Source organism: Pseudomonas sp. HMSC065H01 (assembly GCF_001815235.1).
Lineage (GTDB): Bacteria > Pseudomonadota > Gammaproteobacteria > Pseudomonadales > Pseudomonadaceae > Pseudomonas > Pseudomonas aeruginosa.
This window is the reverse complement of the sequence record NZ_KV819863.1, coordinates 21004-41132: the sequence shown is the minus strand read 5'-3', so window position 1 is coordinate 41132 and position 20129 is coordinate 21004. Positions and strand designations below refer to the sequence as shown.

Here is a 20129-nt window from a genome sequence, read left to right as displayed (position 1 = left end):
GCTTTTCGGAATGCCACCGGGGTGTCAAGGCACCGAATGGGTGGCAGCGCGCAATGCCGGGCGAAAATTGACCGGCGTCAGCGGCAATCCGCTTGGAACCGTCCAGACTTGGGAAAGTTCTGGTCGGTCTGAGCGAAACCGGCCTTGGTCAGCCGTTCCTCATGCAGGAGGTGGATATGAGCGCTTTCGACCCCGCTACCGCCCTGGAAACCCTGGCGACCGAGTACGCGGCACGCGCCGCGGCGATCCGCCGGGACCTGGCGCGCAGCCATTCGCCGGACTTTGCCGAGCAGGCGGTGCAGCGCCAGAACGACGAAGTGCTCGAAGGCCTGCTCGCCGAGGCGGAGGCGGGGATGCGCCAGGTCGGCCTGGCCCGCCTGCGCCTGGCGGAAGGTCGCTACGGCCAGTGCGAGCGCTGTGGCGAGGCTATCGAACCGGCGCGCCTGGCCGCCCTGCCTGCGGCGGAATACTGCCTGCGCTGCGCCGACCTGGTACATCGGTGAGATAGCGCCATCCGCGCCTTGTCAGTGGCGCGAGGCTGGGGGGAGAATGCGGGCGACGACACCCCGCGGCGATCTGCCGCCCGATGCAAGGATTCCCGATGCCCGATTCCGTCGCTGCCGGCCTGCGCCTGGCGCCAGAAGAACTGACCCGCCCGTTCGCTCCCGAGCAATTCGCCTTCGACACCACCGATGACCTGGAGCCCTTCCGCGGCGTGCTGGGCCAGGAGCGTGCGGTCGAGGCGCTGCAGTTCGGTGTGGCGATGCCGCGTCCGGGTTACAACGTATTCGTCATGGGCGAGCCGGGGACCGGACGCTTCTCCTTCGTCAAACGCTATCTGCAAGCCGAGGGCAAGCGCGTCGCCACGCCCTCCGACTGGGTCTACCTGAACAATTTCGACGAGCCGCGCGAACCTCGGGTGATCGAGCTGCCGCCGGGCAGCGCGACCGAATTCAGCGCCGACATCGACCGTCTGATCGACAACCTGATGTCGACCTTCCCGGCGGTCTTCGAGCATCCGGCCTACCAGCAGAAGAAGAACGCCGTCGACCGCGCTTTCAACCAGCGCTACGACCGCGCCCTGGACTCGGTGGAGCGGCGCGCCCTGGAGAAGGACGTGGCGCTGTACCGCGACAGCGCCAACGTCGCCTTCACCCCGATGAAGGACGGCAAGGCCCTCGACGAGGCCGAATTCGCCCAGTTGCCCGAAGCCGAGCGCGAGCGTTTCCACAAGGATATCGCCGCCCTCGAGGAGTACCTCAACGAGGAACTGGCGAGCCTGCCGCAGTGGAAGCGCGAGTCGAGCAACCAGTTGCGCGAGCTCAACGAGGAAACCATCACCCTGGCCCTGCAGCCCCTGCTGGCGCCTCTGGTGGAGAAGTACAACAACAACCCGGGCGTCTGCGCCTACCTGCAGGCGATGCAACTGAACCTGCTGAAGACCGTGGTCGACCAACTGGTCGACGACAGCCGCACCGACGCCCAGCGCAAGCAAGGGCTGATCGAGCAGTACGCGCCGAACCAGGCCATCGTCCACCACGCGACCAGCGGCGCGCCGGTGGTGTTCGAGTCGCACCCGACCTACGACAACCTGTTCGGCCGCATCGAGTACAGCTCGGACCAGGGGGCGCTCTACACCAGCTACCGGCAGTTGCGTCCGGGGGCGCTGCACCGGGCCAACGGCGGCTTCCTGATCCTGGAAGCGGAAAAGATGCTTGGCGAGCCGTTCGTCTGGGACGCGCTCAAGCGTGCCCTGCAGTCGCGCCAGTTGAAGATGGAGTCGCCGCTGGCCGAACTCGGCCGCCTGGCTGCGGTTTCCCTGACCCCCCAGGTGATCCCGCTGCAACTGAAGGTGATCATCATCGGCTCGCGGCAGATCTACTACACCCTGCAGGACCTCGATCCGGACTTCCAGGAGATGTTCCGGGTACTGGTGGACTTCGACGAGGACATCCCGCTGGGCGAGGACAGCCTCGAACAGTTCGCCCAGTTGCTCAAGACGCGCACCTCGGAAGAGGGCATGGCGCCCCTCAGCGGCGCGGCGGTGGCGCGACTGGCGACCTACAGCGCGCGCCTGGCCGAGCACCAGGGGCGGCTTTCGGCACGGATCGGCGATCTGTTCCAGTTGGTCAGCGAAGCCGATTTCATCCGTCAGCTGGCGAACGAGGAGGTGATCCAGCTCGGCCACATCGAGCGTGCCCTCAAGGCCAAGCAGACCCGCACCGGACGGGTGTCGGCGCGGATCCTCGACGACATGCTGGCGGGGATCATCCTGATCGACACCGCTGGCGCCGCGGTCGGCAAGTGCAACGGACTGACCGTGCTGGAGGTGGGCGACTCGGTGTTCGGCGTGCCGGCGCGGATTTCCGCGACCGTTTATCCGGGCAGCAGCGGCATCGTCGATATCGAGCGCGAAGTCAACCTCGGCCAGCCGATCCACTCCAAGGGTGTGATGATCCTTACCGGCTACCTGGGTAGCCGCTACGCCCAGGAGTTCCCCCTGGAAATCTCCGCCAGCATCGCCCTGGAACAATCCTACGGCTACGTGGACGGCGACAGCGCCTCGCTGGGCGAGGTCTGCACGCTGATCTCGGCGCTGTCGCGGACGCCCTTGAAGCAGTGCTTCGCCATTACCGGCTCGATCAACCAGTTCGGCGAGGTGCAGGCGGTCGGCGGCGTCAACGAGAAGATCGAGGGCTTCTTCCGCCTCTGCGAAGCGCGCGGCCTGACCGGCGAACAGGGTGTGATCATCCCGCGCGCCAACGTCACTACCCTGATGCTCGACGAGCGCGTGTTGCAGGCGGTGCGCGCCGGGCAGTTCCACGTCTACGCGGTGCGCGAGGTGGACGAGGCGCTGGCGCTGCTGGTGGGCAAGCCGGTCGGTGCCCAGGACGAGAAGGGACGCTTCCCGAAAGGCAGCGTGAACGATCTGGTCGTGGCGCGCTTGCAGGAGATATCCGAACTCGGCATGGAAGAGGACGACAAGGAAAAGGACAAACCGGCGGAGAAAGAGACCGTCGTGGCGAAGGACAAGGCCGCGGCGAAGAAGGACTGAGCCTGGCGCGCTGTCGGAACCTGTCGAGGGCGGGGCTGGAAAGCCCCGCCCTCGTGCGTTTCAGCCCTGTGGACAAGTTCCCGCCGGCGCTATGCGGAACCTGGCGGCAGGTGTAGGCTCAAAACTGGGAACCCCCGTGAGGATGCCGCCATGCCGCGTAACCTCTGCCTCATCCGCCCTTGTCTGGGGCTGACCACGCGAATCGAATGCGTGGTCAGGCCGCTGGCCGGAGAGAACGGACTCTGGACCCTGCTTTGCGCCGCCGGCATGTCCGGCTCCCAGCCTTCGGCGATCAAGGCCCAGGGCCCCTTCCACGGACCGCTGGTGGCCGAAGGGGTGTTGCAGGCGATTGCCGACTGCCTGGCCCAGCAAGGCTATATCGAAGCCGTCGACCCGCCGATCTGGCGCCTGCACCTGCAGGGCGAACTGCGCCGACTCAATGGCGAACGACGGCCGCATGTCGGCGACTACCTGTTTCGCCCGGAATCCTGAGCGGCGCCTGGGCAAAGCCTGAGCAATCCGGCCGAGGCCCCGTGCCATCATCGCTGGCGGGATCCATCCCGGCTCGGTGCACATATTTATCCACAGATTTTCTGGATAAAAACCGCCGGCCGCTGCGTTATACTCGCCGCCCCATTTTCCCCTGCACATACACACAAGAGACCATGGAACGCTTTTTCGAAAACGCCATGTACGCCTCGCGCTGGCTGCTGGCTCCCATCTACATGGGCCTGTCGCTGGCGCTGCTGGCGTTGACCATCAAGTTCTTCCAGGAAATATTCCACGTCATCCCGAACATCTTCGCGATGGCCGAGGCCGACCTGATCCTGGTCCTGCTCTCACTGATCGACATGGCTCTGGTTGGCGGCCTGTTGGTCATGGTGATGATCTCCGGCTACGAGAACTTCGTTTCGCAACTGGACATCGACGAAGGCAAGGAAAAGCTCAGCTGGCTGGGCAAGATGGATTCCGGCTCGCTGAAGAACAAGGTGGCCGCCTCCATCGTGGCGATCTCTTCGATCCACCTGTTGCGCATCTTCATGGACGCGAAGAATGTGCCGGACAACAAGCTGATGTGGTACGTGATCATCCACATGACCTTCGTGCTCTCGGCGTTCGCCATGGGCTACCTGGATAAGCAGACCCGTCACTGACGACCCTCTCCAGTGTTTCGCTCGCGCCGCCCGGCCGTTGTAAAACGGACGGGCGGCGGCGTTTCCGGCTTGCGTTGCCTGCCGCCTGGGCAAGACTTTCCTGTGATATCGGGCGGACGCCGGGAGCGGGCGTCCTTCGCATCGTCGGGGCCTGCCGGCCGGACGATGCCGGGAGTCGGGCCGGCGCTGTCGGGACCGAGGCGGTTGGCGGAAACCTGGAGGCTTCCGCTGCCTGCGCAACCTCGAGAGGTTCGCGATGAACATGCAGGATCTCGCCGGCCGGGTCCAGGCCGGACATATCGACGCCTTGCACCTGGTGTCGCTGGAGGGCGGCATCTATGTCCTGGAGGCGCAGATGGGCGACCGCGCCTATCCGGTGGAGGACGATCTCGGCCAGCCGGTCAGCCTGCGCTCCGTGGAGCATGCGCGCCAGGTACTGCGCGGGCTGGACAGGGTTCCGGTGGAGTTGGTGTGCGCCGATGTCGATGACGAGATGTGTGGACTCCTGGCCGAGTCGGGTTCGTTTATCGGCGGGCTGCCGCTGTCGATCCGCCAGGGTTGAGCACAAGCGGCTGCGCCGGTAGGGGGGAAGGGCCTTCTGTGCTAGGCTGGCCGCCCTTTTTCGACCCCACAGCGGAGCAGCGCCATGAGCGAACTCAACCTGACCACTGACGAAGCCCGTGTCAGCTACGGCATCGGCCGTCAACTGGGCGACCAACTGCGCGAGAATCCGGTTCCGGGCATGACCCTGGACGCAGTCCTGGCCGGCCTGTCCGATGCGTTCGCAGGTATCGACAGCCGGGTTTCCGGCGAGGCGCTGTCGGCCAGCTTCCAGGTGATCCGCGAGCGCATGCAGGCCGAAGCCCAGGCCAAGGCCGAAGCCGCCGCTGGCGAAGGCCGCGCCTACCTGGCCGAGAACGCCAAGCGCGAAGGCGTGACCGTGCTGCCCTCGGGCCTGCAGTTCGAAGTGCTGAGCACTGGCGAGGGCGCCAAGCCTTCCCGCGAGGATACCGTGCGCACCCACTACCACGGCACCCTGATCGACGGCACCGTATTCGACAGCTCCTACCAGCGTGGCCAGCCGGCCGAGTTCCCGGTGGGCGGCGTGATCGCCGGCTGGGTCGAAGCGCTGCAACTGATGAACGCCGGCTCCAAGTGGCGCCTGCACGTACCGAGCGAACTGGCCTATGGCGGCCAGGCCGTCGGCAGCATTCCCCCGCACAGCGTGCTGGTGTTCGACGTCGAACTGCTGGAAATCCTCTGAGGCGCATCGGCCCCAGGAAGGAGCGAAACGCCCCGTCGACGCATCGACGGGGCGTTTTTCATGGCGGCATCAGTAGCGGGCATCCAGCGGACGCTTGTCCTTCGGCCAGTCCTTGATCTTGTCCGGGAAGTCCGGGCGCGGCTGGTGCGAAAAGTACTCCGCGACGTCCACTGCGTCCTGGTCGCTGAGGCCGCCCTGGCCGAGCGGGAAGCGTTCCTGGAAGCCGATCGGCATGTTGTGCTTGACGAAGGCGGCAGCGGTGAAGGTCCGCGCCATGCCGGCGCCGATATTGAACGACTCGTCGCCCCACAGCGGTGGGAAGAGCATCTCGCCGGCACTGTTCCTCAGCCCCTCGCCATTCTCGCCATGACACACCGCGCATTGTCGGGCGTAGACCTTGCGGCCGTTCTCCGGGTCGGGCTTCAGCGCCGGGTCGACCTTGCCGACGCCGCGGCCGGCGACCTTGTCCTGCGGCCGGGTGTTGTTCTTCATCCAGTCGAAGTAGGCCACCATCGCCTGCATGTCGGCAGAGTCCGGCGGCAGAGGCTTACCGTTCATCGAGCGCCGGAAGCAGCCGTTGATGCGTTCCTCCAGGCCGATGACCTTGCCCGCCCGGGGCGCGTAGCTGGGGAAGAACGCCGAGACGCCGACGAAGGGCGAGCCGTCGGCTACGGTTCCGGCGTTCAGGTGGCAACTGGTGCAGTTCAACTGGTTGCCGACGTTCGCCGGCAGCAGCTCGCGGGTCTCCAGGTGCAGGCGCATGCCGCGTACCACCTGTTCGGCGTTCGGCGCCGCGAGCATGTCCGCCAGGCGTGGAGAGACGAAGGTCGTGGCCGGGCCGTTGCCGGCCTCGATCCGCTGGCGCAGTTTCTTCACCTGGCCGGCATCGATCGACGAACCCTGGTTGCCCCAACTGCTGCGGACGAAGCTGAGGATCTCGGCGATTTCGCGGTCTTCCAGCTGGGCGAAGCCGGGCATGGTGTAGACCCGCGAGTGGGTTGCGGTCTGCGCGGTTTTCCAACCGGTAAGGGTGATATGCAGTAGCGTGCTCGGGTTGGCCGAAGCGACCGTGGGGTTGCCGGCCAGCGGCGGGAACATGCCCGGGACGCCGCTGCCGTCCTTGCGGTGGCAGTCGGAGCAGAACTGCGCGTAGCCGAGACCGCCCCGCGAGCTGTACAGGTCGACCGGTGCTGCCAGTGGGCGTTCGCTGTCGGGCATGGGCAGGTCGTCCTTGCCGGCCGGCAGGGACTTCAGGTAGCTGGCGATGGCCAGCAGATCGTCGTCGCTGAAGTGCTGGGTGCTGTGGTGGATGACATCGGTCATGCTGCCGGACACCGTGGCGAAGCGGTTCTGCCCGGTCTTCAGCAACTGCACGGTGTCCTCCACCGTCCACAGGTTGCGCAGGCTCAGGGCTTGCCATTGTTCGACGGTTTCTCCGGCGAGGTAGAACTGCCCGGAACGACCGGCTTCGCTCATGGCTTTTTCCTGGAAGGCGATGCCGCGCGGAGTATGGCAGGCGCCGCAGTGGCCGAGCCCCTGTACCAGGTAGGCGCCGCGGTTGATCACCGGGTCCGCGTCGCTGGAGGGGGTGAACGGCGCGTCGTCGAGGAACGCCCAGTTCCACAGCGACAGGCCCCAGCGCTGGTTGAACGGCCAGCTCATCGCGCTCGGCGTATTCGCCTGGGTGACGGGTTGCACGCCGTGCATCAGGTAGGCGTACAGCGCACGCATGTCTTCTTCGCTGATCTTGGCGTAGGACGGGTAGGGCATCGCCGGATAGAGATTCACTCCCTCGGCGGTCACCCCCTTGCGCATGGCGCGGTCGAACTCTTCGAAGCTGTAGCGGCCGATGCCGGTCTCCCGGTCGGGAGTGATGTTGGTCGAGTAGATGGTACCCATTGGCGTCTTCAGCTCCAGGCCGCCGGCCATCGGCGCGCCCTGCGGGCCGGTATGGCAGGCGATGCAGTCGCCGAGCTGGGCCACGTAGCGGCCTTTTTCGATGAGCGCAGCGTCCGTGGTCGGTTCGCTGGCATGGAGCAGGGGAACGATGGAGCACAGTGCGCCGAGCAAGCCGAGGCGCGGGAAAGAAGCAGGCATTTCCTCATCCTTAGGCGTAGGCCTGGGGCGGTCCCCTCGGCCACGGTCCATTCTTTTTTTCGTTATGCGGCCGTCGGCAGGACGACGGTCACGCCGCTGTTGTAACGGCTTTCAGGCGAGGTCGGCTTGATGTGGATCAGGCAGGAATCCCTATCGCGGCGAGGGGCTGCCGGCGTGCTCGGGCGAGGCGTTGCGGAAAGACCGGGACATGAGGAAAGTGACTCCGGGAAGGTCGTCCGTGACCTTCCCGGAACCGGCCGGAGGCGCCTTTGCCTCCGTTCGTGCGATCCGCCTCCCGGGCAGCGGCGCACGGATGACGCGTCCTGGCGTCATCGCAAAGGCTCAGCGCAGGGCGCGGGCGTAGCAGAAGAGGAACAGGTTGCGTACCAGCTCCTTGAGGATCAGCGGTTCGCTCGAGTTCAACTCGTGCAGGTCCAGGCCGCCCTGGTCACGCAGTTCGTCCAGCGCGTCTTCTTCCAGGACTGCGCAGATTTCCCCGGTTTCCCGGTGCAGGATCCGCAGGTAGGGGTGTGGCCGATCAAGCCAGGCATCGATCAAATAAGTCATGGCGCTCATCTCCGTGACAAGACTGTGAGATGAGAATAATTCTTATTATCGTAATAGCAAGTCTTGATCGTGCCTTTCGTCGCAAAACGAAAACGCCGCCGTGAAAACGGCGGCGTTCGTCACAAGTCGAGCCCGGTTCAGTGGGTACGGGCGACAGCGAATTCGCTGAGTTCGACCAGGGCGGAGCGGTATTCGTTGTCCGGCAGCGTATCCAGGCAGGCGATGGCGCGGGCGGCGTAGTCGCGGGCGAGGTTGGCGGTATAGTCCAGGGCGCCGGCAGCCTCGACGGCGGCACAGACGCTCTCCAGGTCCTGGCTGCCGCCTTGCTGGATGGCCTTGCGTACCAGCGCGGCCTGCTCCTCGGTGCCGTCGCGCATGGTGACGATCAGCGGCAGGGTGGGCTTGCCTTCGGCGAGGTCGTCGCCGACGTTCTTGCCGAGGGTCGCGGCGTCGCCGCGGTAGTCGAGCAGGTCGTCCACCAGCTGGAAGGCGATTCCCAGGTAGTCGCCGAAGCGGCGCAGTGCCTCGGACTGTTCCTCGCCGGCCTGGCACAGCGCGGCGGCGCTGTGGGTCGAGGCCTCGAAAAGCATCGCGGTCTTGCCGCGGATCACTTCCATGTAGGTCTCTTCGGTAGTGCTGGCGTCGCGTACCTTGGACAATTGCAGCACTTCGCCCTCGGCGATCACCCGGGTGGCCTGGGATATGATGCGCATGACCGGCATGGAACCCAGCTCGACCATCATTTCGAAGGAGCGGGCATAAAGGAAGTCGCCTACCAGCACGCTCGGCGCGTTGCCCCACAGGGCATTGGCGGTGGAGCGGCCGCGGCGCAGGCCGGAGGCGTCGACGACGTCGTCGTGCAGCAGAGTGGAGGTGTGCAGGAATTCGATGGTGGCGGCCAGCAGGCAGAGGTCGTCGCCCTTGTAGCCCAGGGTCTTGCCGGCGAGCAGGACCAGCAGCGGACGCAGGCGCTTGCCGCCGGCGGAGATGATGTAGTCGCCGATCTTTTCCACCAGGGGAACGCGGGAGGTGAGTTGGCGACGGATGATCCCGTCGACGGCGGTGAAATCTTCCGCCACCACGCGGTAGAAGGCCTGGGGTTGCATCAGTGACAATAGCTCCACAAAGATTGCGCGGCATGCTAGGTGGCAGGGGGGGGACTGTCAAGGAAAGGCCCGTGGCACTTGCCTCGGCCTGGACCTTTCCGTACAATCGCGGGCCCTGAACTTCCTTGGCATACCCTGCCTTACGCAATTGCACGGGCGTCCGATCCGACCCCATGCAGCCATGCCGGCCGATTCCTACTTCTATAAAGCGTCGGGTGAGCAGGTTTAACGGAGATACACATGTACGCAGTGATTGTTACCGGTGGCAAGCAGCACAAAGTCACCGAAGGCGAATTCCTCAAGGTCGAGAAACTCGACGTCGCTACCGGCGAAGCGATCGATTTCGACCGCGTCCTGCTGGTTGCCAATGGCGAAGACGTGAAAATCGGCCTGCCGGTCGTCGAAGGTGCGAAGGTTACCGCTGAAGTGGTTTCCCACGGCCGTCACGACAAGGTCCGCATCATCAAGTTCCGCCGTCGTAAGCACCACATGAAGCGTCAGGGCCACCGCCAGTGGTTCACTGAAATCAAGATCACCGGCATTCAGGCCTAATTCCTTTCTGGAGGATATGACTCATGGCACACAAAAAAGCTGGCGGTTCTACCCGCAACGGCCGCGACTCAGAAAGTAAACGCCTTGGCGTGAAACTGTTCGGCGGCCAGGCTGTAAAGGCTGGCAACATCCTGGTTCGTCAGCGCGGCACCAAATTCCACGCCGGTTACGGCGTTGGCCTGGGCAAGGACCACACCCTGTTCGCGAAAGTGGACGGCGTGGTCAAGTTTGAGACCAAAGGCGCCTTTGGTCGCAAATACGTGAGCATCGTTGCTGCCTAAGCAATAGCTCGCTGAAAAAGCCCTGTCTCGCGACGGGGCTTTTTTGTTTCTGCGCCGGCTTCCGGCCATGCCCTGCTTTCGGGGCATCCTGTATCCTATGTTTTTTTCTGTTAACCCGCCCTCGTGGTGGGAGGCATATCCATGAAATTCGTCGATGAAGTATCAATCCACGTGAAAGCCGGTGACGGCGGCAATGGCCTCATGAGCTTTCGTCGCGAGAAGTTCATCGAAAAGGGCGGTCCCAACGGCGGCGACGGTGGCGACGGCGGTTCCATCTACCTGGAAGCCGACGTCAACCTGAACACCCTGGTCGACTATCGCTACACCCGCCGTTTCGATGCCCAGCGCGGCGAGAACGGCGGCAGCAAGGACTGCACCGGGGCCAAGGGCGACGACCTGATCCTGCCGGTGCCGGTCGGTACCACCGTGATCGACGCCAATACCCAGGAAATCATCGGCGACCTGACCGAGCCCGGTCAGCGGCTGATGGTCGCTCAGGGGGGCTGGCACGGCCTCGGTAACACCCGTTTCAAATCCAGTACCAATCGGGCGCCGCGCCAGACCACCCCGGGCAAGCCGGGTGAGGCGCGCGACCTCAAGCTGGAACTGAAGGTGCTGGCCGACGTCGGCCTGCTGGGACTGCCGAATGCCGGCAAGAGCACTTTCATCCGTGCAGTGTCCGCGGCCAAGCCGAAGGTGGCCGACTATCCGTTCACCACCCTGGTGCCGAACCTCGGCGTGGTCAGTGTCGGTCGCTACAAGAGCTTCGTGGTCGCCGACATTCCCGGCCTGATCGAAGGTGCCGCCGAAGGCGCCGGGCTGGGCATCCGCTTCCTCAAGCATCTGGCGCGGACCCGCATCCTCCTGCATCTGGTGGACATGGCGCCGCTGGACGAAAGCGATCCGGCCGATGCCGCCGAGGTCATCGTTCGCGAGCTGGGTCGCTTCAGTCCGGCGCTGACCGAGCGCGAGCGCTGGCTGGTGCTGAACAAGATGGACCAGATCCTCGATCCGGCCGAGCGCGAGGCGCGCAAGCAGGCGGTGATCGAGCGGTTGGGCTGGGAAGGCCCGGTCTATGTGATCTCCGCCCTGGAGCGCGATGGCACCGAGGCGCTCAGCCAGGACATCATGCGCTATCTCGACGAGCGTACCCTGCGCCTGGAAGAAGATCCGCAGTATGCCGAGGAACTGGCCGAACTCGACCGGCGTATCGAGGACGAGGCGCGGGCCCGTCTGCAGGCCCTGGACGATGCGCGAGCGCTGCGGCGTTCGGGTCTGAAGAACGCCGGTGCGGTGGATGACGATGATTTCGATGATGAGGAAGACGACGGCGACGGTCCGGAGATCTTCTACGTTCCCTGATGGCGTGATACCCCGCCGGGCGGGCCGGCGGGGCTGAAGAGTCGAAGCCTGGGCTTCTAAGGTTGAGGGTATGCGGGACAAGGTGACTGGCGCGCGGCGCTGGGTGGTGAAGATCGGTAGCGCCCTGCTGACGGCCGATGGCCGTGGGCTGGATCGCAATGCCATGGCCGTTTGGGTCGAGCAGATGGTGGCGCTGCATTGCGCCGGCATCGAGCTGGTGCTGGTGTCGTCCGGCGCCGTCGCCGCCGGTATGAGCCGCCTGGGCTGGGTGTCCCGACCTAGCGCGATGCACGAACTCCAGGCCGCCGCCTCGGTGGGGCAAATGGGGTTGGTGCAGGCCTGGGAGTCCAGCTTCGCCCTGCATGGCCTGCAGACCGCCCAGGTGTTGCTGACCCATGACGACCTCTCCGACCGCAAGCGCTACCTGAACGCCCGCAGCACCCTGCGGACCCTGGTCGAGCTGGGCGTGGTTCCGGTGATCAACGAGAACGACACGGTGGTCACCGACGAGATCCGCTTCGGCGACAACGACACCCTGGCGGCACTGGTGGCCAACCTGGTCGAGGCCGACCTGCTGGTGATCCTTACCGATCGCGACGGGATGTTCGACGCCGATCCGCGCAACAATCCCGATGCCCAACTGATCTACGAGGCGCGTGCCGATGATCCGCAGCTCGATGCGGTGGCCGGCGGCAGTGCCGGCGCCCTGGGGCGCGGCGGAATGCAGACCAAGCTGCGGGCGGCGCGCCTGGCGGCGCGTTCCGGCGGGCATACGGTGATCGTCGGTGGGCGTATCGAGCGTGTCCTCGACCGCCTGCGCGCCGGCGAACGCCTCGGCACCCTGTTGACCCCTGATCGCAGTCGCAAGGCGGCGCGCAAGCAATGGCTGGCCGGCCACTTGCAGATGCGCGGCACCCTGGTGCTGGACGATGGGGCGGTGAAGGCGGTGAGCCAGGATCACAAGAGCCTGTTGCCGGTTGGGGTCAAGGCGGTCCAGGGCAGCTTCCGTCGCGGCGAGATGGTGGTCTGTGTGGACCAGGGCGGGCGCGAAGTGGCGCGCGGCCTGGTCAACTACAGTGCGTTGGAGGCGCAGAAGATCCTCGGTCAGCCGACGGATGCCATCGAGGCCTTGCTTGGCTACGTGGATGGGCCGGAGCTGGTGCATCGCGACAATCTGGTTCTGGTCTGAGGAGAGGGCGAATGCGCAAGCTCGCGGGGTTGCTGGGTGGTCTGCTGCTGTTGCCGGCGCTTGCCGGGGCGGAGGAGATCGGCGAGGTTTCCACGGTGTTCAAGTGGGTCGGGCCGAACGACAAGATTGTCGTCGAGGCTTTCGACGATCCCAAGGTGCAGGGCGTGACCTGCTATCTGTCGCGCGCCAAGACCGGTGGGGTCAAGGGCGGCCTGGGGCTGGCGGAGGATCGCGCCGAGGCGTCGATCGCCTGTCGCCAGGTGGGGCCGATCCAGTTCAGTGGCGAACTCAAGGATGGCGAAGAGGTGTTCAAGCAGCGCACTTCGCTGGTGTTCAAAAGCATGCAGGTGGTGCGCTTCTTCGATCGCAAGCGCAATGCCTTGGTCTATCTGGTCTACAGCGACCGGGTGATCGAAGGTAGTCCGCAGAACGCGGTGACGGCGATTCCCCTCATGCCATGGCCGACCGCTCGCTGAAGCGAGCGAGTCGCGGGCAATAAAAAACCGGCCATTGGCCGGTTTTTTATTCGAGCAAGGCGTGCCTTAGGCGGCAGCGGTGCTGAGGGCCTTGATGTGGCCGCTCAGACGGCTCTTGTGACGAGCAGCCTTGTTCTTGTGGATGATGCCTTTGTCAGCCATGCGGTCGATCACCGGTACAGCGGCGGTGAAGGCGGCCTGGGCTTTTTCCAGGTCCTTGGCGTCGATGGCTTTCACGACGTTCTTGATGTAGGTGCGCACCATGGAGCGCAGGCTGGCGTTGTGGCTGCGACGCTTCTCAGCCTGTTTGGCGCGTTTTTTGGCGGAAGGTGTGTTGGCCACCGTCGAGCTCCTCGAAAAAAACTGGGTAAATAGCGAACAAATTAAGGCCGCGAATAATGCCGTCGCCTCCAGGGGTTGTCAAGGGGCTGCACATGCGGCCGGAAAGATCGGCGACGGATGTCGCCTGCTTTCTTGCGGGTGATTTATTCCGGCGCGCATTCTACACTCGGCGCGCCCTTGCGGACCGCCGTTCGGCGGCGAGGGCGTACTCGCGCGATGAACCGGCCCGGCCGGTCGCGGTCTTGGACAGGATCAATTTCGACATGCCGGCAGCCCGACATCCATGAATCTTCTCAAATCATTGGCGGCGGTGAGTTCCATCACCATGCTGTCGCGGGTCCTCGGTTTCGTCCGCGATACCATCCTGGCGCGGATCTTCGGTGCCGGCCTCGCCACCGACGCCTTTTTCGTCGCCTTCAAGCTGCCCAACCTGTTGCGGCGGATCTTCGCCGAAGGGGCGTTTTCCCAGGCTTTCGTGCCGATCCTGGCAGAGTACAAGAACCAGCAGGGCGAGGAGGCGACGCGGACCTTCATCGCCTACGTTTCCGGCTTGCTCACGCTGGTGCTGGCGCTGGTCACGGCGCTCGGCATCCTCGCCGCGCCCTGGGTTATCTGGGTCACCGCGCCGGGCTTCGCCGATACCCCGGAAAAGTTCGCCCTGACCACCGACCTGCTGCGGGTGACCTTTCCTTATATATTGCTGATCTCGCTGTCGTCCCTGGCCGGCGCGATCCTCAACACCTGGAACCGCTTCTCGGTGCCGGCCTTCGTGCCGACCCTGCTGAACGTCGCAATGATCGGCTTCGCGCTGTTCCTCACGCCTTATTTCGATCCGCCGGTCATGGTGCTGGGCTGGGCGGTGCTGGCCGGCGGCCTGTTGCAGCTCCTCTATCAACTGCCGCACCTGAGGAAGATCGGCATGCTCGTGCTGCCGCGCCTGAACCTCAGGGACAGCGGCGTCTGGCGGGTGATGAAGCTGATGCTGCCGGCGATCCTGGGGGTCTCGGTGAGCCAGATCTCGCTGATCATCAACACCATCTTCGCCTCGTTCCTGGCAGCCGGTTCGGTGTCTTGGATGTACTACGCCGACCGCCTGATGGAGCTGCCTTCCGGCGTATTGGGCGTGGCGCTGGGGACGATCCTCCTGCCGATGCTGGCGAAGACCTATTCGAACAAGGATCGCCATGAGTACTCGCGCCTGCTCGACTGGGGCCTGCGCCTGTGCTTCCTGCTGGTGCTGCCCTGTTCGCTGGCCCTGGCGATCCTCGCCGAACCTCTGACCGTCTCGCTGTTCCAGTACGGCAAGTTCACCACGGTGGACGCGGCGATGACCCAGCGCGCGCTGGTCGCCTACTCCGTCGGCCTGCTCGGCATCATCCTGGTCAAGGTTCTGGCGCCGGGCTTCTATGCCCAGCAGAACATCCGTACGCCAGTGAAGATCGCGCTCTTCACCCTGGTTTCCACCCAACTGATGAACCTGGCCTTCATCGGCCCGCTTCAGCATGCCGGCCTGGCCCTGTCCATCGGCCTGGCCGCCTGCCTGAATGCCGGCCTGCTCTACTGGCAACTGCGCAAGCAGCGTCTGTACCTGCCGCAACCGGGCTGGGCGAAGTTCCTGGTCAAGCTGGTGGTCGCGGTGCTGGCGATGTCGGCGGTGCTGCTGGCCACGATGCATTGGCTGCCGGCCTGGGAGCAGGGCGCCATGCTGGAGCGATTCCTGCGCCTTGGCCTGCTGGTGGTTGCCGGTCTCCTGGCCTATTTCGGTATGCTCGCGCTGCTGGGTTTCCGCCTGCGCGACTTTTCCCGCCGGGCGGTGCTGTGAAGCGCGTCCGGGCTGGCGGCGGGATCATGCCGTTTTGCCTGTTGTCCGGCGCCCGGTACGCGTATAATCGACCACTTTCTGAGCAATAAGCGTGCTATGCAGCTGCTTCGCGGACTACACAACCTGCAGCCCCTGGCCGGGGGCTGCGTCGCCACCATCGGTAACTTCGACGGCGTCCACCTCGGGCACCAGGCTATCCTGGCGCGTCTGCGCGAGCGCTCGCTGGAGCTGGGCGTACCCAGCTGCGTGGTGATTTTCGAGCCGCAGCCGCGCGAGTTCTTCTCCCCCGATTCGGCGCCGGTGCGCCTGACCCGCCTGCGCGAGAAACTCGAGTTGCTGCGTGGGCAGGGCGTCGACGTGGTGCTCTGCCTGGCCTTCAACCGCCGCTTGCGCGAGCTGTCGGCAGCCGAGTTCGTCCGCCAGGTCCTGGTCGATGGACTGGCGGTGCGGCATCTTGAAGTGGGCGACGATTTCCGTTTCGGCTGCGACCGCTCCGGTGACTTCGCCTTCCTGGTGAACGCCAGTCGCGAGCAGGGGTTCACCGTCGAGGCGGCCACCACCGTCGAACTGGACGGTGTGCGGGTGAGCAGCACGCGGGTCCGCCAGGCCCTGGCCGAGGGCGACCTGCATCTCGCCGAGCGCCTTCTGGGGCGTCCCTTCAGCCTGAGCGGACGGGTCCTGCATGGACAGAAACTCGGCCGGCAACTGGGCTCGCCCACGGCCAACATTCAACTGAAACGGCGCAAGGCGCCGTTGAACGGGGTCTACCTGGTCAGTACGCTGGTCGATGGTCAGCGTTGCCAGGGGGTGGCGAACATCGGCACCCGCCCTTCGGTGAACGGCGACGGCCGTCCCCATCTGGAAGTGCACCTGCTCGATTTCGCCGGCGATCTATACGGCCGGCATCTGCAGGTGACCTTCCACCAGAAGCTGCGCGACGAGCAGCGTTTTGCCTCCCTGGAGGCACTCAAGGCGGCGATTCTCGCGGATATCGCCGCCGCCCGGGCCTACTGGCTGGGCCAACCGCTTGATTGAAGAGATCCTGAACAGGCCCTGAGATGACCGACTACAAAGCGACGCTAAACCTTCCGGAAACCGCCTTCCCAATGAAAGCCGGCCTGCCCCAGCGCGAGCCGGAAACCCTGAAGTTCTGGAACGACATCGGTCTGTACCAGAAGCTGCGGGCCATTGGCGGCGACCGTCCGAAGTTCGTCCTGCACGATGGCCCTCCGTACGCCAACGGCAGCATTCACATCGGTCACGCGGTCAACAAGATTCTCAAGGACATCATTGTCCGCTCCAAGACCCTGGCGGGCTACGACGCGCCCTATGTGCCGGGCTGGGATTGCCACGGCCTGCCCATCGAGCACAAGGTCGAGACCACCCACGGCAAGAATCTTCCGGCGGACAAGACCCGCGAACTGTGCCGCGAATACGCAGCCGAGCAGATCGAAGGGCAGAAGGCCGACTTCATCCGCCTGGGCGTGCTCGGCGAGTGGGACAACCCCTACAAGACCATGAATTTCGCCAACGAGGCGAACGAAATCCGCGCCCTCGCGGAAATGGTCAAGCAGGACTTCGTGTTCAAGGGCCTGAAGCCGGTCAACTGGTGCTTCGATTGTGGTTCGGCGCTGGCCGAGGCCGAGGTCGAGTACGCCGACAAGAAGTCGCCGACCATCGACGTCGGCTTCCCGGTGGCGGATGCCGACAAGCTGGCCGCGGCCTTCGGCCTGGCGGCCCTGGACAAGCCGGCGCAGATCGTCATCTGGACCACCACGCCCTGGACCATCCCGGCCAACCAGGCACTGAACGTGCATCCGGAGATCGACTACGCGCTGGTCGATGCCGGCGATCGCTACCTGGTGCTGGCCGAGGCCCTGGTCGAGTCCTGCCTGGCGCGCTACCAGCGCGAGGGCAAGGTGGTCGCCACCGCCAAGGGCGAGGCGCTGGAGCTGATCAACTTCCGCCATCCGTTCTACGAGCGTCTGTCGCCGGTGTACCTGGCCGACTACGTGGCCCTCGACGCCGGCACCGGTATTGTCCACTCATCGCCGGCCTACGGCGAAGACGACTTCTACACCTGCAAGCGCTACGGGATGAGCAACGACGACATCCTCAGCCCGGTGCAGAGCAACGGCGTCTACGTCGACTCGTTGCCGTTCTTCGGCGGTCAGTTCATCTGGAAGGCCAACCCCAACGTGGTGGCCAAGCTGGAAGAGGTCGGCAGCCTGCTGGCCCACGAAACCATCAATCACAGCTACATGCACTGCTGGCGGCACAAGACGCCGCTGATCTATCGCGCCACCGCGCAGTGGTTCGTCGGCATGGACAAGCAGCCCAGGCAGGGTGCTTCCCTGCGCGAGCGAGCGCTGGAAGCCATCACCCAGACCGAATTCGTCCCGGGCTGGGGCCAGGCGCGTCTGCACGGAATGATCGCCGGGCGTCCCGACTGGTGCATCTCGCGCCAGCGCAACTGGGGCGTACCGATCCCGTTCTTCCTGCACAAGGCCAGTGGCGAACTGCATCCACGCACCGTCGAGCTGATGGAAGAGGTCGCACAGCGAGTCGAGAAGGAAGGCATCGAAGCCTGGTTCAAGCTCGACGCCGCCGAGCTGCTCGGCGAGGAGGCCGCGCAGTACGAGAAGATCAACGACACCCTGGACGTCTGGTTCGACTCCGGCACCACCCATTGGCACGTGCTGCGTGGTTCCCACCGGATCGGCCATGCCAGCGGCCCGGTCGCCGATCTCTACCTGGAAGGTTCCGACCAGCACCGCGGCTGGTTCCACTCCTCGCTGCTGACCGGCTGCGCGATCGACAACCATGCGCCGTACCGCCAGTTGCTGACCCACGGTTTCACCGTCGACGAGTCCGGCCGCAAGATGTCCAAGTCGCTGGGCAACACCGTGGTGCCGCAGACCGTCATCGATACCCTGGGCGCCGACATCCTGCGCCTGTGGGTGGCTTCGACCGATTACTCGGGCGAGATCGCGGTATCCCAGCAGATTCTCCAGCGTAGCGCCGATGCCTACCGGCGGATCCGCAATACCACGCGCTTCCTGCTGTCCAACCTGAACGGTTTCGATCCGGCCACGGATCTGCTGCCGCCCCAGGAAATGCTGGCCCTGGATCGCTGGGCGGTCGATCGCGCCCTGCTCTTGCAGCGCGAGATCGAAGAGGCGTACCGCGAGTACCGCTTCTGGAACGTCTATTCCAAGGTGCACAACTTCTGCGTACAGGAGCTGGGCGGGTTCTACCTGGACATCATCAAGGACCGCCAGTACACCACCGGCGCCAACAGCGTCGCCCGGCGCTCCTGCCAGACCGCACTGTTCCACATCGCCGAGGCCCTCGTGCGCTGGATCGCCCCGATCCTGGCGTTCACCGCTGAGGAAGTCTGGAAGTTCCTGCCCGGCGAGCGCGCCGAGTCGGTAATGCTCGCCACCTGGTACGACGGCCTCAGCGAACTGCCGGCCGACGTGACGCTGAATCGCCAGTACTGGGAACAGGTCATGGCGGTGAAGGCCGCGGTCAACAAGGAGCTGGAGAACCAGCGCGCGGCCAAGGCCGTGGGCGGCAACCTGCAGGCCGAGGTCACCCTGTATGCGGAAGACGCGCTGCAGGCCCAATTGGCCAAGCTGGGCAACGAGCTACGCTTCGTCCTGATCACCTCGACCGCGACCCTGGCGCCGCTGTCGGCGGCTCCGGCCGACGCGGTGGACAGCGAAGTCGCCGGCCTCAAGCTGAAAGTGGTCAAGTCGACCCACGCCAAGTGCGGTCGTTGCTGGCACCATCGCGAGGACGTCGGTCAGCACGCTGCGCATCCTGACCTGTGCGGTCGCTGCATCGAGAACATCGAAGGCAGCGGCGAGGTTCGCCACTATGCCTGACGTCGATCGTTTCGGGCGCTTGCCCTGGTTGTGGATCACCGTGCTGGTGTTCGTCCTCGACCAGGTCAGCAAGGCGTTCTTCCAGGCCGAACTGAGCATGTACCAGCAGATCGTGGTGATCCCCGATCTGTTCAGCTGGACCCTGGCCTACAACACCGGTGCCGCCTTCAGCTTCCTGGCCGACAGCTCGGGCTGGCAGCGCTGGCTGTTCGCCCTGATCGCCATCGTCGTCAGCGCGATCCTGGTGGTCTGGCTGAAACGCCTGAAGAAAGGCGAGACCTGGTTGGCCATCGCCCTGGCGCTGGTGCTCGGCGGCGCCCTGGGCAACCTTTACGACCGCATGGTCCTTGGCCACGTGGTGGACTTCATCCTGGTGCACTGGCAGAACCGCTGGTACTTCCCAGCGTTCAACCTGGCCGATAGCGCCATCACCGTCGGCGCCGTCATGCTGGCGCTCGACATGTTCAGATCGAAGAAATCCGGAGAAGCCGCCCATGGCTGAGTCGACCCGCATTGGCCAGGAGAGCCGCGTCACCCTGCATTTCGCCCTCAAGCTGGAGGACGGCAACGTCGTCGACAGCACCTTCGACAAGCAGCCGGCCTCGTTCAAGGTCGGCGACGGCAACCTGCTGCCGGGCTTCGAACAGGCGCTGTTCGGCTTGAAGGCTGGCGACAAGCGCACCCTGAGCATTCTTCCCGAGCAGGGTTTCGGCCAGCCGAATCCGCAGAACGTGCAGATCATGCCGCGCGACCAGTTCCAGGACATGGAGCTGGCCGAGGGCCTGCTGGTGATCTTCAACGACGCGGCCAAGACCGAACTGCCGGGCGTGGTCAAGGCGTTCGATGAGCAGCAGGTTACCGTCGACTTCAATCATCCGCTGGCCGGCAAGACCCTGGCCTTCGAAGTCGAGATCATCGACGTCCAGCCGGCCTGAACCGTCGGTCGCTGCGCCCTTCCCAAGCGGGGAGGGC

At 64.9% G+C, this 20129-nt stretch carries 20 protein-coding genes; 16 read left to right on the top strand and 4 right to left on the bottom strand.

Features of this window, described 5'->3' with window-relative positions; genetic code table 11:
* Nucleotides 1-176: 176 nt before the first annotated feature.
* The 6 genes from HMPREF3014_RS12075 (at nucleotide 177) to HMPREF3014_RS12050 (ending at nucleotide 5473) form a co-directional block, all read left to right on the top strand.
* A complete protein-coding gene (locus HMPREF3014_RS12075) occupies nucleotides 177-503 on the top strand; it encodes a TraR/DksA family transcriptional regulator (RefSeq protein ID WP_003112819.1) in 327 nt (108 codons plus the stop codon).
* A gap of 98 nt (nucleotides 504-601) precedes the next feature.
* Complete coding sequence (locus HMPREF3014_RS12070) at nucleotides 602-3055, top strand: Lon protease family protein (RefSeq protein ID WP_003105114.1); 2454 nt, start codon at nucleotides 602-604, stop codon at nucleotides 3053-3055.
* A 150-nt stretch (nucleotides 3056-3205) separates the two neighbouring features.
* The gene (locus tag HMPREF3014_RS12065) at nucleotides 3206-3547 is read left to right on the top strand and encodes a PA4575 family protein (protein ID WP_003094775.1); all 342 of its coding nucleotides are present in this window, start codon (nucleotides 3206-3208) and stop codon (nucleotides 3545-3547) included.
* A 173-nt stretch (nucleotides 3548-3720) separates the two neighbouring features.
* Entirely contained in the window at nucleotides 3721-4209 is a 489-nt protein-coding gene (locus HMPREF3014_RS12060) for a TIGR00645 family protein (RefSeq protein WP_003094773.1), read from the top strand.
* A gap of 256 nt (nucleotides 4210-4465) precedes the next feature.
* The gene (locus HMPREF3014_RS12055; protein ID WP_003105116.1) at nucleotides 4466-4771 is read left to right on the top strand and encodes a DUF6482 family protein; all 306 of its coding nucleotides are present in this window, start codon (nucleotides 4466-4468) and stop codon (nucleotides 4769-4771) included.
* 84 nt (nucleotides 4772-4855) lie between these two features.
* Complete coding sequence (locus HMPREF3014_RS12050; RefSeq protein ID WP_003094769.1) at nucleotides 4856-5473, top strand: BamJ family beta-barrel-assembly machinery protein; 618 nt, start codon at nucleotides 4856-4858, stop codon at nucleotides 5471-5473.
* A 69-nt stretch (nucleotides 5474-5542) separates the two neighbouring features.
* Here HMPREF3014_RS12050 and HMPREF3014_RS12045 read toward each other — a convergent pair whose 3' ends face one another.
* From HMPREF3014_RS12045 to HMPREF3014_RS12035, 3 genes are all read right to left on the bottom strand, one after another.
* Nucleotides 5543-7570, bottom strand: coding sequence for a c-type cytochrome (locus HMPREF3014_RS12045; protein WP_003141558.1), 2028 nt, complete (start codon nucleotides 7568-7570; stop codon nucleotides 5543-5545).
* Nucleotides 7571-7912: 342 nt separating this feature from the next.
* Nucleotides 7913-8137 (bottom strand): PA4570 family protein, encoded by a 225-nt coding sequence (locus HMPREF3014_RS12040; RefSeq protein WP_003094765.1) that lies wholly within the window; start codon nucleotides 8135-8137, stop codon nucleotides 7913-7915.
* Between the two features lie 137 nt (nucleotides 8138-8274).
* On the bottom strand, nucleotides 8275-9243 hold the full coding sequence (locus tag HMPREF3014_RS12035) for a polyprenyl synthetase family protein (RefSeq protein WP_003094763.1): 969 nt from the start codon (nucleotides 9241-9243) through the stop codon (nucleotides 8275-8277).
* A 240-nt stretch (nucleotides 9244-9483) separates the two neighbouring features.
* On the opposite strand from HMPREF3014_RS12035, the gene rplU reads away from it, so the two are divergent.
* From rplU to HMPREF3014_RS12010, 5 genes are all read left to right on the top strand, one after another.
* Nucleotides 9484-9795 carry a 50S ribosomal protein L21 gene (gene rplU, locus HMPREF3014_RS12030; RefSeq protein ID WP_003094761.1) on the top strand — a complete coding sequence of 104 codons (312 nt, stop codon included), beginning with the start codon at nucleotides 9484-9486 and terminating at the stop codon, nucleotides 9793-9795.
* A 23-nt stretch (nucleotides 9796-9818) separates the two neighbouring features.
* Entirely contained in the window at nucleotides 9819-10076 is a 258-nt protein-coding gene (rpmA, locus tag HMPREF3014_RS12025; protein ID WP_003094760.1) for a 50S ribosomal protein L27, read from the top strand.
* 141 nt (nucleotides 10077-10217) lie between these two features.
* A complete protein-coding gene (cgtA, locus tag HMPREF3014_RS12020; protein ID WP_003094758.1) occupies nucleotides 10218-11438 on the top strand; it encodes an Obg family GTPase CgtA in 1221 nt (406 codons plus the stop codon).
* Nucleotides 11439-11508: 70 nt separating this feature from the next.
* Nucleotides 11509-12627, top strand: coding sequence for a glutamate 5-kinase (gene proB, locus HMPREF3014_RS12015; RefSeq protein ID WP_003094756.1), 1119 nt, complete (start codon nucleotides 11509-11511; stop codon nucleotides 12625-12627).
* 11 nt (nucleotides 12628-12638) lie between these two features.
* Nucleotides 12639-13103: a CreA family protein gene (locus HMPREF3014_RS12010; RefSeq protein WP_003094746.1), complete on the top strand. Its 465-nt coding sequence runs from the start codon at nucleotides 12639-12641 to the stop codon at nucleotides 13101-13103.
* Nucleotides 13104-13169: 66 nt separating this feature from the next.
* On the opposite strand, the gene rpsT is transcribed toward HMPREF3014_RS12010, so the two are convergent.
* Nucleotides 13170-13445, bottom strand: coding sequence for a 30S ribosomal protein S20 (gene rpsT, locus HMPREF3014_RS12005; RefSeq protein ID WP_003094744.1), 276 nt, complete (start codon nucleotides 13443-13445; stop codon nucleotides 13170-13172).
* A 283-nt stretch (nucleotides 13446-13728) separates the two neighbouring features.
* Between rpsT and murJ the strand changes: the two genes are divergently transcribed.
* The 5 genes from murJ to fkpB all read left to right on the top strand — a co-directional run bounded on the left by murJ (nucleotide 13729) and on the right by fkpB (nucleotide 20092).
* Complete coding sequence (gene murJ, locus HMPREF3014_RS12000) at nucleotides 13729-15267, top strand: murein biosynthesis integral membrane protein MurJ (RefSeq protein WP_003102622.1); 1539 nt, start codon at nucleotides 13729-13731, stop codon at nucleotides 15265-15267.
* A 96-nt stretch (nucleotides 15268-15363) separates the two neighbouring features.
* The gene (gene ribF / locus HMPREF3014_RS11995; protein WP_003102619.1) at nucleotides 15364-16302 is read left to right on the top strand and encodes a bifunctional riboflavin kinase/FAD synthetase; all 939 of its coding nucleotides are present in this window, start codon (nucleotides 15364-15366) and stop codon (nucleotides 16300-16302) included.
* A gap of 23 nt (nucleotides 16303-16325) precedes the next feature.
* Nucleotides 16326-19157 carry an isoleucine--tRNA ligase gene (gene ileS / locus HMPREF3014_RS11990; protein ID WP_003102617.1) on the top strand — a complete coding sequence of 944 codons (2832 nt, stop codon included), beginning with the start codon at nucleotides 16326-16328 and terminating at the stop codon, nucleotides 19155-19157.
* A complete protein-coding gene (gene lspA / locus HMPREF3014_RS11985) occupies nucleotides 19150-19659 on the top strand; it encodes a signal peptidase II (RefSeq protein ID WP_003102615.1) in 510 nt (169 codons plus the stop codon). Before ileS ends, lspA begins: the two co-directional genes overlap by 8 nt.
* The gene (fkpB, locus tag HMPREF3014_RS11980; RefSeq protein ID WP_003102613.1) at nucleotides 19652-20092 is read left to right on the top strand and encodes an FKBP-type peptidyl-prolyl cis-trans isomerase; all 441 of its coding nucleotides are present in this window, start codon (nucleotides 19652-19654) and stop codon (nucleotides 20090-20092) included. Before lspA ends, fkpB begins: the two co-directional genes overlap by 8 nt.
* The last annotated feature ends 37 nt before the right edge of the window (nucleotides 20093-20129 follow it).